General features: G+C 70.6%; 16 protein-coding genes and 2 pseudogenes. 7 read left to right on the plus strand and 11 right to left on the minus strand.

Annotated elements, in window-relative coordinates:
* Positions 1-26 precede the first annotated feature (26 nt).
* The 3 genes and pseudogenes from QP939_RS00465 (at position 27) to QP939_RS00475 (ending at position 2657) form a co-directional block, all read left to right on the plus strand.
* Positions 27-870, plus strand: a pseudogene (locus tag QP939_RS00465) (DUF4097 family beta strand repeat-containing protein).
* A 27-nt stretch (positions 871-897) separates the two neighbouring features.
* Positions 898-1854 (plus strand): ATP-binding cassette domain-containing protein, encoded by a 957-nt coding sequence (locus tag QP939_RS00470; RefSeq protein WP_285454445.1) that lies wholly within the window; start codon positions 898-900, stop codon positions 1852-1854.
* Entirely contained in the window at positions 1854-2657 is an 804-nt protein-coding gene (locus QP939_RS00475) for an ABC transporter permease (RefSeq protein WP_285454446.1), read from the plus strand. Before QP939_RS00470 ends, QP939_RS00475 begins: the two co-directional genes overlap by 1 nt.
* A gap of 56 nt (positions 2658-2713) precedes the next feature.
* Here QP939_RS00475 and map read toward each other — a convergent pair whose 3' ends face one another.
* From map to QP939_RS00490, 3 genes are all read right to left on the minus strand, one after another.
* Positions 2714-3571: a type I methionyl aminopeptidase gene (gene map / locus QP939_RS00480; RefSeq protein WP_285454447.1), complete on the minus strand. Its 858-nt coding sequence runs from the start codon at positions 3569-3571 to the stop codon at positions 2714-2716.
* Between the two features lie 23 nt (positions 3572-3594).
* A complete protein-coding gene (locus tag QP939_RS00485) occupies positions 3595-5388 on the minus strand; it encodes a penicillin-binding transpeptidase domain-containing protein (protein ID WP_285454449.1) in 1794 nt (597 codons plus the stop codon).
* Positions 5389-5449: 61 nt separating this feature from the next.
* A complete protein-coding gene (locus tag QP939_RS00490) occupies positions 5450-6304 on the minus strand; it encodes a GNAT family N-acetyltransferase (protein ID WP_285454451.1) in 855 nt (284 codons plus the stop codon).
* An 82-nt stretch (positions 6305-6386) separates the two neighbouring features.
* On the opposite strand from QP939_RS00490, the gene QP939_RS00495 reads away from it, so the two are divergent.
* Complete coding sequence (locus QP939_RS00495) at positions 6387-6593, plus strand: DUF4177 domain-containing protein (protein WP_285454452.1); 207 nt, start codon at positions 6387-6389, stop codon at positions 6591-6593.
* A gap of 135 nt (positions 6594-6728) precedes the next feature.
* On the opposite strand, the gene QP939_RS00500 is transcribed toward QP939_RS00495, so the two are convergent.
* Positions 6729-7121: a VOC family protein gene (locus tag QP939_RS00500; RefSeq protein ID WP_285454453.1), complete on the minus strand. Its 393-nt coding sequence runs from the start codon at positions 7119-7121 to the stop codon at positions 6729-6731.
* A pseudogene (locus QP939_RS00505) lies at positions 7118-7955 on the minus strand (helix-turn-helix domain-containing protein). The gene QP939_RS00500 and the pseudogene QP939_RS00505 overlap by 4 nt, the downstream one beginning before the upstream one ends.
* Positions 7956-8008: 53 nt before the next feature.
* Between QP939_RS00505 and QP939_RS00510 the strand changes: the two are divergent.
* A complete protein-coding gene (locus tag QP939_RS00510; RefSeq protein WP_003057586.1) occupies positions 8009-8263 on the plus strand; it encodes a hypothetical protein in 255 nt (84 codons plus the stop codon).
* Positions 8264-8354: 91 nt separating this feature from the next.
* Here the strand turns inward: QP939_RS00510 and ispG are convergent, their stop codons facing one another.
* The 3 genes from ispG to dxr form a co-directional block, all read right to left on the minus strand.
* Positions 8355-9488 (minus strand): flavodoxin-dependent (E)-4-hydroxy-3-methylbut-2-enyl-diphosphate synthase, encoded by a 1134-nt coding sequence (ispG, locus tag QP939_RS00515; protein ID WP_285459597.1) that lies wholly within the window; start codon positions 9486-9488, stop codon positions 8355-8357.
* A 136-nt stretch (positions 9489-9624) separates the two neighbouring features.
* A complete protein-coding gene (locus tag QP939_RS00520) occupies positions 9625-10839 on the minus strand; it encodes a M50 family metallopeptidase (RefSeq protein WP_285454455.1) in 1215 nt (404 codons plus the stop codon).
* A gap of 4 nt (positions 10840-10843) precedes the next feature.
* Complete coding sequence (gene dxr, locus QP939_RS00525) at positions 10844-12046, minus strand: 1-deoxy-D-xylulose-5-phosphate reductoisomerase (protein ID WP_285454456.1); 1203 nt, start codon at positions 12044-12046, stop codon at positions 10844-10846.
* Between the two features lie 160 nt (positions 12047-12206).
* Between dxr and QP939_RS00530 the strand changes: the two genes are divergently transcribed.
* Both QP939_RS00530 and QP939_RS00535 read left to right on the plus strand, forming a co-directional pair.
* Complete coding sequence (locus QP939_RS00530) at positions 12207-12464, plus strand: DUF2631 domain-containing protein (RefSeq protein ID WP_285454457.1); 258 nt, start codon at positions 12207-12209, stop codon at positions 12462-12464.
* A 25-nt stretch (positions 12465-12489) separates the two neighbouring features.
* On the plus strand, positions 12490-13152 hold the full coding sequence (locus QP939_RS00535; protein WP_285454458.1) for a peptidylprolyl isomerase: 663 nt from the start codon (positions 12490-12492) through the stop codon (positions 13150-13152).
* Between the two features lie 9 nt (positions 13153-13161).
* On the opposite strand, the gene QP939_RS00540 is transcribed toward QP939_RS00535, so the two are convergent.
* The 3 genes from QP939_RS00540 to QP939_RS00550 all read right to left on the minus strand — a co-directional run bounded on the left by QP939_RS00540 (position 13162) and on the right by QP939_RS00550 (position 15598).
* Entirely contained in the window at positions 13162-13497 is a 336-nt protein-coding gene (locus QP939_RS00540) for an SUKH-3 domain-containing protein (protein ID WP_285454459.1), read from the minus strand.
* 46 nt (positions 13498-13543) lie between these two features.
* A complete protein-coding gene (locus tag QP939_RS00545) occupies positions 13544-13741 on the minus strand; it encodes a DUF6959 family protein (protein WP_285454460.1) in 198 nt (65 codons plus the stop codon).
* Positions 13742-13828: 87 nt separating this feature from the next.
* Positions 13829-15598 carry an MFS transporter gene (locus tag QP939_RS00550; protein WP_285454461.1) on the minus strand — a complete coding sequence of 590 codons (1770 nt, stop codon included), beginning with the start codon at positions 15596-15598 and terminating at the stop codon, positions 13829-13831.
* Between the last annotated feature and the right edge of the window lie 269 nt (positions 15599-15867).

The raw sequence follows: 15867 nt of genomic DNA on the forward strand, positions 1-15867 counted from the left end.
CCCGAGCACCCCAGGAGGGCGCAGCCATGCCCGTTTTCCCGACCCCCGAGCCGATCACGGCCACGATCGACGTCAGCGTCGCCGACGTCCGGATCGTCGCCGGGGAGACCGCCGAAACCACCGTCGACATCGCTCCGGCCGACCCGGGCGAGCCCGAGGACGTCAAGGCCGTCGCCAAGACCCGCGTCGAGTTCGCCGGCGGCGAGCTGCTGGTCAAAGGCCCGAAGTACGTCACCAAGATCTTCGGCAAGGGCGGCTCGCTGCACGTCACGATCGAGCTGCCGGCCGGTTCGCGGATCCGCGGCACCTCCGCGATGGGCGACTACCGCGTCAGCGGCCGGATCGGCGACAGCCGCATCAAGACCTCCGTCGGCGACATCCACCTCGACGAGGCCGCCCGGCTCGAGGCGAACACCGCGACCGGCGACGTCTTCGTCGACCGCGCCACCGGGCACGCCGAGGTCCACACCGGCTCCGGCGAGCTGCGGCTGCGCGAGATCGACGGCACCGCCGTGCTCAAGAACTCCAACGGCGAGACCCGCGTCGGCGACGTGACCGGCGACCTGCGCGTCAACACCGCCAGCGGCGACATTCTCGTCGACCGCGCGCACGCCGGGGTGCACGCCAAGACCGCGGCCGGGGACATCCGGCTCAACGAGGTCATCCGCGACGAGGTCGTCCTCGAGACCGCCGTCGGCGAGATCGAGGTCGGCATCCGCGAGGGCAGCGCCGCCTGGCTCGAGCTGCAACTCCCTGACCGGGTCGGTGCGCAACACGCTCACGCCGTCGGAGGGACCCGGCGGCACGACCGAAACGGTCGAGGTCAAAGCCCGCACCTACACCGGCGACATCGTCATCCGCCGGGCCTGAAACTCCACGAGACAAAGGGGAAATCCAATGGCAGACGCCATCGTGGCCGAAGGGCTGGTCAAGAAGTACGGGAGCGTCACCGCGCTCGACGGGATGGACCTGCGCGTCCCGGAGGGCACCGTGCTCGGCGTGCTCGGGCCGAACGGCGCCGGGAAGACCACCACCGTCCAGATCCTCACGACGCTGCAGAAGCCGGACGCCGGACGCGCGACGGTCGCCGGGTTCGACGTCGTGCGGGACGCGCCGGAGCTGCGTTCGCACATCGGCGCGTCGGGGCAGTACGCGGCCGTCGACCAGGAGCTGACCGGCGCCGAAAACCTCGAGATGGTCGGGCGGCTCTACCACCTGGGCACCAAGCGCGCCAAGGCCCGCGGCCGCGAACTGCTGGCCCGCTTCAGCCTCGAAGACGCCGCCGACCGGCCGGTGAAGGGCTACTCCGGCGGCATGCGGCGACGGCTCGACCTCGCGGGCGCGCTCGTCGCCAACCCGCCCGTGCTGTTCCTCGACGAGCCGACCACCGGGCTCGACCCGCGGGCCCGCACCGAGCTGTGGGACGTCATCACCGAGCTGGTCAAGGGTGGCACCACGCTGCTGCTGACCACGCAGTACCTCGAAGAGGCCGACCGGCTGGCCGACAGCATCGCCGTGATCGACCACGGGCGCGTCATCGCCCGCGGCACTGCCGACGAGCTGAAGGATCTCGTCGGGGGCGAGCGGATCGAGCTGACCGTCGGCACGCACGCCGACGTCGAGGTGGCGCGGCGCGCCCTGGCGCGGCTGGCGAGCGGCGAGCCGCAGGCCGAAGCGTTCCGGCTCACCGTGCCCGTGACCCACGGCGCGAAAGCGCTTACCGAAGCCCTCGCCCTGCTCGCCGCCGACGGCGTCGACGTCCGCGACGTCGGCGTCCGCCGCCCCACCCTCGACGACGTTTTCCTCACTCTCACCGGCCACGAGACGGCCGAACCCGCGAAGGAGGCCGTGTGATGAACGCGGTGCAGATGGCCGTCACCGACGGCGTGACCGTCGCAAAGCGCAACTCGATCAAGATCGTCCGGTCGCTGGACCTGCTCGGGTCCATCGTGTTCATGCCGGTGATGTTCGTGCTGCTCTTCGGCTACGTGTTCGGCAGCGTGATCGACATCCCCGGGATGTCCTACCGCGAGTTCATGCTGCCGGGGATCTTCACGCTCGCGGTGGCGATGGGCAGCATCGTCACCGGCTACGGGCTGACCGATGACCTGCAGAAGGGCATCATCGACCGCTTCCGCTCGCTGCCGATGTCCCCGGCCGCGGTGCTGATCGGGCGGACCACGGCGGATCTGATCCTCAACGTGACGAGCCTGCTCATCATGGGCCTGGTGGGGCTGCTGGTGGGCTGGCGCATCCACACCGGCGTCTTCGAGGCACTGGGCGGCGTGCTCCTGCTGCTGGCCTTCGCCTACGCGCTGTCGTGGGTGATGGGGACGCTCGGCCTGGCGGTGCGCAAGCCCGAGGTGTTCAACAACGTCTCGAGCGTGGCGATCTTCCCGCTGACGTTCCTGGCCAACACGTTCGTCGACAGCGCGCGGCTGCCCGGGCCGCTGCGGGTGATCGCGGACTGGAACCCGGTCTCGGCGATCACCCAGGCGGCGCGGGAGCTGTTCGGCAACACGAGCGCGTCGATGCCGGTGCACGACGTCTGGCCGATGCAGCACGCCGTGCTCGCGTCGGTGCTGTGGATCGCGCTGCTGCTGGTGGTCTTCGTGCCGCTTTCGGTGCGCTGCTACAAGAAGGCCACGAGCCACTGAGCAAACGCCTCGTGAGTGTTTAGGGCGGTTCTAACCGCCCTAAACACTCACGAGCGTTACGGCAGCGTGAGGATCTCGCTGCCGTCGGCCGTCACCACGAGGGTGTGCTCGAACTGGGCCGTCCACTTCTTGTCCTTCGTGGTGACGGTCCAGTCGTCGGCCCAGATGTCGTAGTCGATGGTGCCCAGCGTGATCATCGGCTCGATCGTGAAGGTCATGCCCTCCTCGATGATCGTGTCGACGGAGGGCTCTTCGTAGTGCAGGACCGTCGGCGGCGTGTGGAACGCCGGGCCCACGCCGTGGCCGGTGAAGTCGCGGACCACGCCGTAGCCGAAGCGCTTCGCGTACGACTCGATGACCCGGCCGATCACGTTGAGCTGGCGGCCCGGCCGGACCGCCTTGATCGCCCGCATCGTCGCCTCGCGGGTGCGCTCCACCAGCAGGCGGGCCTCCTCCGAGACGTCGCCGGCCAGGAACGTCGCGTTCGTGTCGCCGTGCACCCCGCCGATGTAGGCGGTGACGTCGATGTTGCAGATGTCGCCGTCCTCGATCACCGTCGAGTCCGGGATGCCGTGGCAGATCACCTCGTTGAGCGAGGTGCAGCACGACTTCGGGAAGTGGCGGTAGCCCAGCGTCGAGGGGTAGGCGTGGTGGTCGAGCAGGAACTCGTGCACCACCTTGTCGATGTCGTCCGTGGTGGCGCCCGGCTTGACGGCCTTGCCGCCCTCTTCCAGCGCCTGCGCCGCGATCTTCCCGGCCACGCGCATCTTCTCGATCACCTCGGGCGTGCGCACGCCGTTGCCGGTGTCCCGCTTCGGCGCCGGCTTGTCCACGTACTCGGGACGGGCGATGGAGGTCGGGACGGCACGGCGGGGCGTCTGGACGCCGGGAACGAGCGGGGCACGAACGGACATGCCCCCACCTTACGACGGCCCGCTCAGCCGATCCCCGCCAGGAACCGGTGCGCGGCCTGCACCGCCGGTTTGGACGACCCGGCCTCGGTCAGCAGCACGGCGAACGCCAGGTCACCGCGGTAGCCGACGAACCAGCCGTGCGAGCGGGAGCCGTCGCCGAACTGGGCCGTGCCGGTCTTGCCCGCGACGTCGGGGATGTCCCGCAGCCCGGTCGCGGTGCCCGAGGTGACGACGTCGCGCATCATGCCGCGCAGGGCGCCGAGCACGTCGTCCGACGGCGCGTCGCCGACGTTCTTCGTCGTCGCGGGCATGCCCTTGACGATCGACGGCGTGGGCACCTTCCCGGCCTGCACCGTCGCCGCGACCAGCGCCATGCCGAACGGGCTGGTCACCACCGTGCCCTGGCCGAAGCCGTTCTCCGCGCGCTGGACCGCCGAGTCGCTGGCCGGAACGGTCCCGGTGACCGTGGTCAAGCCGGGCACCACGAAGTCGGCGCCGAGGCCGAAGGAGCGGGCGGCGTCGGTGAGGGCCGCCGACGGGAGACCCGCGGCGAGCCGCGCGAAAGTCGTGTTGCAGGACCGCGCGAACGCCGTCTTCAGCGGGACGCGGCCGAGGTCGAAGCGGCCTTCGTTGGGGACGACGCGGTTTTCGATCGTCGTCGTGCCGGGGCAGTCGACCGGGCTGTCCGCCTCGACGTCGCCCGCCGACAGCGCCGCCGCCGCGGTGACGATCTTGAACGTCGACCCCGGCGGGAACCGGCCGGAGAGGGCGAGCGCGCCTTCGTCGTCGGCGGCCTCGTTCTGCGCCACCGCCAGGATGTCGCCGCTGGAGGGCTGGATCGCCACCAGCGCGGCCGGGTAGTCCTCGGTCGCGAGGGCCTTCTCGGCGGCGTCCTGGATCCGCGCGCTGAGCGTGCTGGTCACCGCGGGCGCCGGGCGCGGCGGCTCGGCCTTGAGCTCGGAGACCTCGCCGCCGGTGACGTCCTGGGTGACGATCCGCCAGCCCGCCGCGCCGGCCAGCTCCTGCTCGACGAGCGCGCGGATGGCGGGCAGCACCTGCTGTCCCGACCCGCGGGTGACCGGCAGCAGCCGCTGCTGCCGCGCGAACCGCACGCCGGGCAGGTCGTAGATCACCGGCTTGACGCGCTGGTAGTCGCCCTCGCGCAGGGTGATCACGGAGTAGGCGGTGCCCGCCTTGGTCTTGCTCATCCCGTCCAGCACCGACCGGCCGGTGACCGACGGCTCGAACCGGTGCAGCGCCTTGGCGAGCGACCCGGCGACGGCGCTGGCGTCCCCGGCCTTCGAGGGGTCGACGACCACGCCGACGACGTTCTGCGGGCGCATCAGCGGCACGCCGTCGCGGTCGAGCACCGGCGCGGTCTCGGGCAGCTGGGGCAGCACGCCGAGGGTTTGCCCGACGGCCAGCTGCGGGTGCACGACCGTCGGCTGCCAGTGCACCTGCCAGCCGTTCTCGGCCGCGCGCAGCTGGGCGTCGGCGCGGTAGCTCCAGGTGCGGCCGCGCGGCAGGTGCCAGGTGAGCTGGTAGCCGGCCGTGACGACGTCGCCGTCGGGCTGCTTGACGTCTTCCTCCTCGACGTCGAGGGACTCCGGGTCGAGCGCGCCGCGGACCTGGGTCAGGACGGTCTTCGCGGCTTCGGGCGAGTCGGTGGCCGCGGCCGCGGCGGCGACGTCCCCGGCCGCGACGGCGTCCAGAAAGGCGGAGAGGGCGTCCTCGGGACCGTCGCCCGAGCACCCGGCCGTGGTCGCGGCGGCGAGCAGCAGCACCGCGAGCGCACCGCGGCATCGACGTGCACTCATGGCGGGATGATCCCTGGTCAGCGGCGTGCGACCGGGGTGAAACACCGCCACGGACGAGTGGTTAGAACAGCACCGTCGCGTACTGGCCGACCTGCTTGAACCCGATCTTGCGGTAGGCGGCCAGCGCCGGGGTGTTGAAGGCGTTGACGTAGAGGCTCGCGGTGCGGCCGAGGCCGCGGACCAGGCGGTTCACGACCGCGGCGGTGCCCGCGGTGCCGAGGCCGTCGCCCCGGCGGTCGGGGTGCACCCAGACGCCCTGGATCTGCCCGACGGTGGCCGACATGGCGCCGATCTCGGCCTTGAAGACGACTTCGCCGTTCTCGAAGCGGGCGAAGGCGCGCCCGGCGGCGATGAGTTCGGTGACGCGGGCGCGGTAGCTGGCCCCGCCGTCCCCGCTGCGCGGGTCGACGCCGACCTCTTCGATGAACATGGCGACGGCGGCGGGCAGGTACCGCTCGAGCTCGTCCGGCCGGACCGGGCGCACCAGCGGATCGGCCGCGACGAGCGGGGTGCTGTCGAGGGCCATCAGCGGCTGGTCGTCGCGCACTTCGCGGGCGGGACCCCACTCGTCTTCGAGTTCGGACCAGAGGCCGAGGACCTGTTCGGCCGGGCCGACGAGCGACGAGCAGGTCCGCTGTCTCCGGAGCGCGCGGTCGGCGAAGGAGCGCAGGGCGGGCGCGTTGCCTTTCAGCGGAATCAGGTTGGGCCCGGAAAAGCACAGCCCTTGGAGCCGCCCGGCCCGGACCGGACGGCTGTCGGCGGCCCAGAGCTCACCACCGAGCCGCCACGGGTCGAGACCGGCGGCCTCGACCCGGGCGCTGACCATGCAGCTGCCCACCGGGTCGGCGGCGAGCGCGGCACGGACCGCCGGATAGTCCCGATCATCGAGCAGCCGTGCACCTGCAAGCCGCAACACGGACTCCAGGGTGCCAGATCCGGCTCGTGAACGGAACGCGAGCCGGTCGACACGCCCTGATGAACACCCCAGGATGGGGAGTATGCGGCGGTTCACGTACAAGGTGGTCGAGGTCCGGGAGAAGCTCATCGGCGGGAAGATGTCGGGAGGGAAGCTCGAGAAGCTGCTCAACGACCACGCGGCCGACGGCTGGCAGCTGAAGGCCATCACGGCGACCGAGGTCAAGGGGCGGGTCGGGCCCGGCGGGGTGGAGGGGCTGCTGGTGACCTTCGAGCGGCCGGTGCAGTAGCGACCCGCGCCGCGACGTCCCGAATGAGTCATTGGAGACCTCCGCGGTCGCGAATGAGTCATTCGCGACACTCGCGGCGGCGGGGGTGCGGGGTCGGCTGCCCGCCCCGGCTTGCTCGCACGCGCGCGACCGGCCTCAAGCCGCGCCGCGGTAGGTGCCGATCGTCCAGGAGTTGCCCTCCGGGTCGCGGAGGCTGAACGTGTGGGAGCCGTAGTCGGTGTCCGTCAGCTCGGCCGTGATCTCCGCTCCCGCGGCCTTCACGCGCTCGTGGATCTCGTCGACCTTGTCCGACACCACGTACACCGCGCCCGTGCCGGGCTTCATCGCGTCGTGGACGCCGTCGGGCCCGCGCACGCTGCCCAGCATCACCGCGCCGCCCTCGGGCCAGCGCAGCTCGGCGTGCGCGATCAGGTCGCCTTCCGGCACCACCAGCGCTTCCGTGAAGCCCAGGACGTCGACGAGGAAGCGGATCGCCGCCGGGGCGTCGTCGTAGCGGAGGGTGGGCCAGACGTTCGGTTCAGGAGTCATGCGAGCGAGTCTTGCCCGGCCGCCACCTCCTGGTCTTGGAGGAACGGGAGCTCCTCGGCGATCCACGTGCCCGGCGTGCACCCCGCCAGCGCGCGCCACTCGTTGCTCAGGTGCGCCTGGTCGTAGAACCCGCACTCGACGGCCAGCGCGGCCAGGTCCGTGCGGCCGCCGCGCAGCAGCCGCGCCGCACGCTCGAACCGCAGCACCCGCGCCGCCTGCTTCGGCGCCAGACCCAGCTCCACGCGGAACCGCTCGCCCAGGTGGCGGCGGCTCCAGCCGACCTCGTCCGCGAGGTCCGTGACGCGCACCCGCCCGTCCGCGCCCCGCATCCGGCGCCACGCCTCCCCCAGCTCCGGCGGCGGTGCCACTGGTTCGACGGCCCGGGCGGCCAGGACGTCGTCGAGCAGCGCGAACCGTTCGGCCCAGGTCGGCAGCTCCCGCAGCCGGTCCGGCAGCGAGCCGAGGCCGAACTCGGCCAGGTCCGCCACCTCGCCGCTCAGCTCCGCCGCCGTGACGCCGAACAGCGTGCGCACGCCCAGCGGGTCGAAGCTCCAGCTGCAGCCCCTCCTGCACGCGGTCCTGCCGGATCAGCACCGCGCTCGTGTGCAGCCCGCCGACCAGGGCCCGCAGGCTCCGCCCGGCCATCCGGACCGGGCCGGCGAGGCTGATGACGAGCGTCACGTGCCGGGACGGCAGCCCGCGGTGGACGGCCAGCGTGACGTCTTCCTGCGCGTACCCGACATAGCGCGTGACCAGGGGCCGCACCACCGGGTGCGGCCGCCGGACGGCCCAGGTCACGCTCACGGATCCCAGCGTAAACGGCACCACCGACAGTTCCGGGTCTGCTAACACGGAAGGTGCGTCCCCCACCGCGGAAGGAACTCCCGATGACGATCCAGGAGCAGGCGCAGCAGCTGGAGCTGCTCGCCGACCAGGTGCCCACCGGCATCGCGCTCGCCACCAAGAGCGACCTCGAAGACCTGCAGGCCCAAGTGCTCGGCCTGCTCGGGGAGACGTCGACCGCGACCGCGATCCAGGGCGCCATCCAGCTGGCGTCGCAGCAGATCGACGAGGTCGCGGCCGCGCTGGAGAACGTCCGCCTGCAAATCCGCGACGCCGCCCAGCACCACCTGCAGGGCTAGCGCCCCAATGTGGCCTTCGGTGCGTCAGACGCACCCAAGGCGGCCTTCGGTGCGTCTGACGCACCCAAGGCCGCCTTGGGGCGCTTGAGACTCAGCCGGCGGTGACCACCGGGGCGCCTTCACCCAGGGACTCGCCCGCCTCCTCGGCGATGCGCATGGCCTCTTCGATGAGCGTCTCGACGATCGCGTGCTCGGGCACGGTCTTGATGACCTCGCCCTTGACGAAGATCTGGCCCTTGCCGTTGCCCGACGCCACGCCGAGGTCGGCCTCGCGGGCCTCGCCCGGGCCGTTCACGACGCAGCCCATCACGGCCACGCGCAGCGGGATCTCCATGCCCTCGAGCCCGGCCGTGACCTGCTCGGCGAGGGTGTAGACGTCGACCTGCGCGCGCCCGCACGACGGGCACGACACGATCTCCAGCTTGCGCGGCCGCAGGTTCAGCGACTGCAGGATCTGCGTGCCGACCTTGACCTCTTCGACCGGCGGCGCGGACAGCGAGACGCGGATCGTGTCGCCGATGCCCTGGCGCAGCAGCGCGCCGAACGCCACGGCCGACTTGATCGTGCCCTGGAACGCCGGCCCGGCCTCGGTGACACCTAGGTGCAGCGGGTAGTCGCACTGCTCGGCGAGGATCTCGTACGCGCGCACCATGACCACCGGGTCGTTGTGCTTCACCGAGATCTTGATGTCGTGGAAGTCGTGCTCGGCGAACAGCGACGCCTCCCACAGCGCCGACTCGGCCAGCGCTTCCGGCGTCGCCTTGCCGTACTTGTCCATGATCCGCTTGTCCAGCGAACCGGCGTTGACGCCGATCCGGATCGGCGTGCCGTGGTCCTTCGCGGCCTGCGCGATCTCCTTGACCTGGTCGTCGAACTTCCGGATGTTGCCCGGGTTCACGCGCACCGCCGCGCAGCCGGCCTCGATCGCGGCGAAGACGTACTTCGGCTGGAAGTGGATGTCGGCGATCACCGGGATCTGCGACTTCTTCGCGATCGCGGGCAGCGCTTCGGCGTCGTCGGCCGACGGGCACGCCACGCGCACGATGTCGCAGCCCGCGGCGGTCAGCTCGGCGATCTGCTGCAGGGTCGCGTTGACGTCGGAGGTGAGCGTCGTCGTCATCGACTGGACGGAGATCGGGAAGTCGCTGCCGACGCCGACCGGGCCCACCTGGAGCTGGCGGGTCTTGCGGCGCTCGGACAGGACGGGCGGGGGCAGGGCTGGCATACCGAGTGCGACGGTCACGGCCTCCAGCGTACCTACCCCGACCGGGCCACCTTCACCATGTCAACCGTCACGGTGAGCAGCGTTACGGCGGGTGTGAACCGCCGCGGAGGGGCCGGAACCCCTCCGTGGCGGGACGCTACTGCAGCCGGATCGGGTTGACGATGTCCGCGGTCACCGTCAGTAGCGTGACCGCGCCACCGATGAGGACCAGCACCATCGTGATCCCGGACAGCCTCGTGTAGTCGACCGGACCGCCGGCCGCCTTGCCCCGCAGCCCGCGGATCCAGTCGCGGACGCGCTCGTACCAGACGACCGCGATGTGCCCGCCGTCGAGCGGGAGCAGCGGCAGCAGGTTGAACACGCCGATGAAGAAGTTCAGGCTGGCCAGCAGGAAGAAGAACAGCACCCAGATGCCGCGCTCGACGGCCTCGCCGCCGATCCGGCTCGCGCCGACGACGCTGACCGGGGTGTTCGGGTCGCGCTCGCCGCCGAAGATCGCGGTGACCACGGCCGGGATGCGCTCGGGGAACTCGACCAGCCGCTGCGCCGTCTCGGCGAACATCGTGCCGGTGAAGCTGAACGTCGCGCCGATCGCGGCGACCGGGCCGTACTGGGTGGTCACGGCGGGCTGCTGCGGGGAGGCGCCGATCATGCCGACCTCCTTGACGCCGGCGCTGGTCCAGCGCTGCACCTGCGGCACGTCGACGACGAGCGCGAGCCGCTGGTCGCCGCGCTGGATGTCGAACACGGTGCGGCCCTTGGTGGCCTGCACGGCGGCGAGCATCTCCGTCCAGCTCGCGACCGGCTTGCCGCCGACCGCGAGGACCTTGTCGCCGGCCCGCAGCCCGGCCGCCTCCGCCGGTCGCGGCGCACCCGGCGGGCAGCTGGTGTCCTGGGCCTGCGCCTCGGTCGTCGCCGAGCGCGCGCAGGACGTCGCCGACAGGACCGGCGAGGTGTCGACCGGGGTCAGGTTCGGCAGGCCCATCGTCACGGCCATCAGGTAGAGCACCACGAAGCCGAGGATGAAGTGGGTGATCGAGCCGGCGCTCATGACGACGGTGCGCTTCCACGTCTTGAAGCGCCACATCGCGCGCGGCGCCTCGTCCGGCGTCACCTCGTCGAGGGCGGTCATGCCGGCGATGTCGCAGAACCCGCCGAGCGGGATCCACTTCAGGCCGTATTCGGTCTCGCCCCGGCGGAACGAGAACACCGTGGGCCCGAAGCCCACGAAGTACCGGCGGACCTTCATGCCGAACGCCTTCGCGGTGACCATGTGCCCGGCCTCGTGCAGCGCGACCGAAACGCAGATCCCCAGCGCGAACAGCACGACGCCGATGATGTAGGCGAGCACCCCGCTACTTCCCCTCGATGATCGACCGGGCCCGCGCGCGAGCCCAGTGCTCGGCGGCGAGTACGTCTTCGACGTCGCGCGGCTCGCGACGCCATTCGTCGGCGGCTCCCACCACCTCGGAAACAGTGTCCACTATCGACGTGAAGCGGGCGTTCTGCGCGAGGAAGGCGGACACGAGCTCCTCGTTCGCGGCGTTGTAGACGGCGGGCAGGCAGCCGCCGGCGGTGCCGCAGTGGCGCGCCAGCTCGACGGCCGGGAAGGCCTCGTCGTCCAGCGGCTCGAACGTCCAGGTCGCGGCCTTGTCCCAGGTGCAGGCGGGGGCGGCGGCGGGCACGCGGTCGGGCCAGTGCAGCGCGAGCGCGATGGGCAGCCGCATGTCGGGCGGGCTGGCCTGGGCGATCGTGGAGCCGTCGGTGAAGGTCACCATCGAGTGCACGATGGACTGCGGGTGCACGGTGACGTCGATCTTCGCCGGCTCGATGTCGAACAGCAGCGCGGCCTCGATCAGCTCCAGGCCCTTGTTGACCAGGGTGGCCGAGTTGATGGTGATCAGCGGGCCCATGGACCAGGTGGGGTGCGCCATGGCCTGCTCGACGGTGACCTCGGCCAGCTCGGCGCGCTTGCGGCCGCGGAAGGGGCCGCCGGAGGCGGTGAGCACGAGCCGCGCGACCTCGCTCTTGCGCCCGGCGCGCAGGGCCTGGGCGATGGCGGAGTGCTCGGAGTCGACGGGCACGAGCTGCCCGGGCTTGGCGGCGGCGAGCACGAGCGGCCCGCCGGCGATGAGCGACTCCTTGTTGGCGAGGGCGAGGGTGGCGCCGGTGGCGAGCGCCTTGAGCGTCGGCTCGAGGCCGCGGGAGCCCGGGAGCGCGTTCAGGACGGTGTCGACTTCCACGGCGTCGATGAGTTCGGTGACGGCGTCGGAGCCCGCGAAGAGCCGCGGCAGCTTGAAGTCGCCCTGGGCGTAGCCGCGTTTTTGGGCCTCGGCGTACAGCGCGAGCTGCACGTCTTCGGCGGCGGTGGCCTTGGTCACGGCGACGGCCTCGACGCCGTGGGCGAGCGCCTGCGCGGCGAGCGCGGCCGGATCGGCCCCGCCCGCGGCGATCCCGGCGACCCGGAACAGGTGCGGGTTGCGGGCCGCGACGTCGAGGGCCTGCACTCCGATGGACCCGGTCGAGCCGAGCACGAGAACGCTTCGCGAGGTAGTCATCGGGGGTCATTGTCGCGCGGGCCGTGCGCGAGGCGCACCCGGAGGTTCCGACGGCGGTGCCGCGGCGGGTGGCCGGCGCCACGCGGGGCATCTCCGCGGCGCGCCCGGAGGTGTGGGATCATCGGCGCGTACGAGGTTCACGGGTCTTGAGGAGTTCATCGTGGCAGGCAAGGCGGTCGAGAAGAGGCGGCCCGAGGTCGACCCCCGCGACGAGCCGTCCGCGGCCTGGGGCTGGCACGGTTCGTTCCCGAAGGCCACCCGCATCGCCGGCTGGGTCAGCGCGATCATCCTGCTGGTGATGATCAAGGGCAACCACGAGAACAACACGGAGAACGTGTGGCTCGTCGGCCTGTCGCTGTTCATCGTGCTGCTGCTCGTGCTGGACATCCGCAAGCAGCGCACGGCCTGGCGCAAGTAGTTCGTTTTTCGCTAACGTCCCCGGCATGAAGCTGCGCTGGGGTCTGGCTGTCGTCTCCGTCCTGGGTGCCTTGGTGGTGCCCGCTGCCCCGGCCTCGGCGGCCTCGCTGCCGGTGGTCCGGTGCACGTTCACGCCGACGCCTGACAACCCGGCGGCGCGTCCGGTGGTGCGTCCGTTGCCGTTCGCTCCGACGGTGGGGACCGTGGACGTGACGTTCCGGTTCAACTACGGGCCCGTGACGGTGCGGTTGAACCGCGCCGGGGCGGCTCCTTGTGCCGTGCACAACATGGTTTCGTTGATCGCTCAGCGGTTTTACGACCGCTCTCAGTGCTGGCGGTTGACCAACTCTTCTCGGCTTGGGGTTCTCCAGTGCGGGGATATCTACGAGGTCGAGAAGGGCGGGCCGGGGTACAAGTTCCCCGACGAGGTCACCGGGTCCGAGACGTATCCGCGGGGAACTGTCGCCATGGGGAACCAGGGGCCCGGGACGAACGGGTCCGAGTTCTTCATCGTGCACTCGTTCGCGAACATTCCGGCGAACTATTCGGTGTTGGGGACCGTCGTGCGCGGGATGTCGGCGATTGATCGGATGGTCGAGGACGGGATCATTCCGACCGACCCCGATGGGCCGTTGGACGGGGCGCCCGCCAAGCCGGTGAAGATCCAGCGGGCCACGGTGGGCCGTTGAGAACGGGCTTCAGGCGAGCTTCTCGGGCTTGACGCCCAAGATGAGGTTCTCCAACGCCGCGTCGCCAAATCCGAAACTGGCGACCCAGGTCTCCACCAGGACGATCTCACCGGCCTCGGAAATACCGAGGAAGAACCGGCCGCCCCGCGCGACCGAAATCCCGGGCCCGGAGATCGGCACCTTCAGACCACCGAACTCACCGAGAAATTCCTCGGCGGCGGCGTGCATCCGCACCTCGCCGCTCGCCTCGAGCAGGCCCCGCCACTCCGCCGTGTCGACCTTGCGGCCCGGCTCCCAGCCGGCGGCGCGGAGATCGTGCTCAGCCCGCTCCGAAAACCTGCTCATCGGCCCTCCAAAACCATCGGTGGCGACGCTGCGAACTTCCCCCGGCTCAGTAGGGCAGGCGGAGGTTTGCTTCACGCATCATCGACTCGTAAGAATCAGAAAGTGCCTTGATCGCCTCGGCGACCTCCTGAAGCGCATCGTCGTGGCCGCGAAGTTCCATCAGTTCGTCCACGGCGTCCTGCACCTGCTTCAGAGAATCACCCGGCATCAGGAGGCCTGGGGACTTCCGGCCGTCGAGCCTCATCTCGACACACCAACAGTGCGGGGCATCGGGCCGTTCTGACGGCGGAAGCCGGGTGCCGCTCGGGCACCCGGCTTCCGGAACCTACCGTCAGCGTTCGCTGGAAGGCGACACCAATTCGCTCGGCCCGCCGCCGGACTCGCCGGCCACCGCGGCCAGCTCCTCGCCCACCGTCTCGCGGTCCTTCGGGCGCGCGTCCTTCGTCAGCAACGACGCCACCGCGCCGATCAGGCACACCGCGATCGCGAAGCCGAACGCCACCGCCAGACCCGACTGGAACGGCCCCGAAATCAGGTTCGGGAAGAAGCTGCGGCCCGTCAGGAACGACGCCTGGTCCGGCGGCAGCGACGACAGCTGGTCGCCCAGCAGCTGCTGGATCGGGTTGTAGCCGAGGAACGCCGCGAACAGCACCGCCACCGCCGGGAGGTTCGCGATCTGCGACGCCGACGCCGCGGGGACGCCGTGCTCGGTCAGGCCCTGGCTCATCGTCGCCGGGAGGCTGCTCGACAGGCCCGCGATGATCAAGCTGAAGAAGAAGCCGATCGACAGGACCATCGCCGCGTTCTGGAACGTCGTCATCATGCCCGCGCCCGAACCCCGGGCGTCCGCCGGGAGGCTGTTCATCACCTCGGCGCGGTTGGGCGAGGAGAACATGCCCATGCCGATGCCGTTGATCAGCAGGATCGCCGCGAAGGCCCAGTAGTTGAAGTTCACCGGCAGGATGATCAGCAGCAGGAACGTGATCGCCGTGATCAGCAGGCCGCTCGAGGCCAGCAGGCGGCTGCCGATGCGATCGGCGAGGATGCCCGACGTCGGCGCGGCGACCAGGAACCCGACCGTCATCGGGAGCATGTAGATGCCCGCCCACAGCGGCGTCTGCTCGAACGTGTAGCCGTGCTGCGGCAGCCAGATGCCCTGCAGCCAGATGATCAGGATGAACTGCAGACCGCCGCGGCCGAGGGACGCCGTCAGGTTCGCGATGTTGCCCCACGTGAACGAGCGGATCTTGAACAGGGAAAGCCGGAACAGCGGGTTGTCGACCTTGGTTTCGATGACCACGAACGCCACCAGCACCGCGATCCCGCCGATCAGGCAGGACAGCACCATCGGGCTGCCCCAGCCGGTCGGCGACGAGCCGTAGGGCTGGATGCCGTAGGTGATACCGATCAGCACGGCGATGAGGCCGACGGCGAAGGTGATGTTGCCCCACCAGTCCATCCGCGCGTGCTTGCGGACGCCGGTGTCGTGCAGCTTGAGGTACGCCCAGATCGTGCCGATCACGCCGAACGGCACCGACACCAGGAAGATCAGGTTCCAGTCGACCGGGGCGAGCACGCCGCCGACGACCAGGCCGAGGAACGAGCCCGCGATCGCCGCGACGCCGTTCATGCCGAGCGCGAGCCCGCGCTGGTTGGCCGGGAAGGCGTCGGTCAGGATCGCCGAGCTGTTCGCCATCAGGAACGCGCCGCCGACGCCCTGCACGATCCGCCAGCCGATCAGCCACAACGCGGCCGCGTCGCCGTCGAACCACGTGATGGCCAGCATGATCGAAGAAACCGTGAAGACGGCGAAGCCGAGGTTGTACATCCTCGCGCGGCCGTACATGTCGCCGAGCCTGCCGAAACTCACCACCAGCACCGCGGTGACCACGAGAAAGCCCATGATCATCCACAGCAGGTAGCTCGTGTTGGCGGGCTCGAGCGGGTTGATGCCGATGCCCTTGAAGATGTCGGGCAGCGCGATCAGCACGATCGAGGAGTTGATCGTGGCGATCAGCATGCCCAGCGTCGTGTTGGACAGCGCGATCCACTTGTACCGCGGCCCCAGCTCCGCGATCGAATACGTCCGGCGTTCCGCCACTGTGCAACCCTTCTGCTCGCAAGTCCCTTAGCTAGGCTAAGCAACTTGCTTGCGTATGGCAACCATCCCGGCGAAACGCATGGGAGAGCATGATCACACTCGCTTGACCGTCCTTTGAGGACCCTTTACTGGGGCGGTCGGGGTGGGCCCGTCGCGGCGCGGACGGGGCCGGGAAGGTCGCGAATGACTCATTGGGGACTTCGGCGGTCCCGAATGAGTCATTCGCGACCCGCGGCGGCGAGGGCGGCGGTGAGCGGCTGCGGTGGTCG

It is taken from the genome of Amycolatopsis nalaikhensis, assembly GCF_030264295.1.
Lineage (GTDB): Bacteria > Actinomycetota > Actinomycetes > Mycobacteriales > Pseudonocardiaceae > Amycolatopsis > Amycolatopsis nalaikhensis.

What these genes read in the sequence shown, in the direction of transcription:
- map (WP_285454447.1), bottom strand. Translation starts at nt 3,571, where the DNA reads ATGTCCGTTCGTGCCCCGCTCGTTCCCGGCGTCCAGACGCCCCGCCGT.
- ispG (WP_285459597.1), bottom strand. Translation starts at nt 9,488, where the DNA reads ATGCCAGCCCTGCCCCCGCCCGTCCTGTCCGAGCGCCGCAAGACCCGC.
- dxr (WP_285454456.1), bottom strand. Translation starts at nt 12,046, where the DNA reads ATGACTACCTCGCGAAGCGTTCTCGTGCTCGGCTCGACCGGGTCCATC.
- QP939_RS00495 (WP_285454452.1), top strand. Translation starts at nt 6,387, where the DNA reads ATGCGGCGGTTCACGTACAAGGTGGTCGAGGTCCGGGAGAAGCTCATC.
- QP939_RS00545 (WP_285454460.1), bottom strand. Translation starts at nt 13,741, where the DNA reads ATGAGGCTCGACGGCCGGAAGTCCCCAGGCCTCCTGATGCCGGGTGAT.
- QP939_RS00500 (WP_285454453.1), bottom strand. Translation starts at nt 7,121, where the DNA reads ATGACTCCTGAACCGAACGTCTGGCCCACCCTCCGCTACGACGACGCC.
- QP939_RS00485 (WP_285454449.1), bottom strand. Translation starts at nt 5,388, where the DNA reads ATGAGTGCACGTCGATGCCGCGGTGCGCTCGCGGTGCTGCTGCTCGCC.
- QP939_RS00540 (WP_285454459.1), bottom strand. Translation starts at nt 13,497, where the DNA reads ATGAGCAGGTTTTCGGAGCGGGCTGAGCACGATCTCCGCGCCGCCGGC.
- QP939_RS00475 (WP_285454446.1), top strand. Translation starts at nt 1,854, where the DNA reads ATGAACGCGGTGCAGATGGCCGTCACCGACGGCGTGACCGTCGCAAAG.
- QP939_RS00535 (WP_285454458.1), top strand. Translation starts at nt 12,490, where the DNA reads ATGAAGCTGCGCTGGGGTCTGGCTGTCGTCTCCGTCCTGGGTGCCTTG.
- QP939_RS00510 (WP_003057586.1), top strand. Translation starts at nt 8,009, where the DNA reads ATGACGATCCAGGAGCAGGCGCAGCAGCTGGAGCTGCTCGCCGACCAG.
- QP939_RS00470 (WP_285454445.1), top strand. Translation starts at nt 898, where the DNA reads ATGGCAGACGCCATCGTGGCCGAAGGGCTGGTCAAGAAGTACGGGAGC.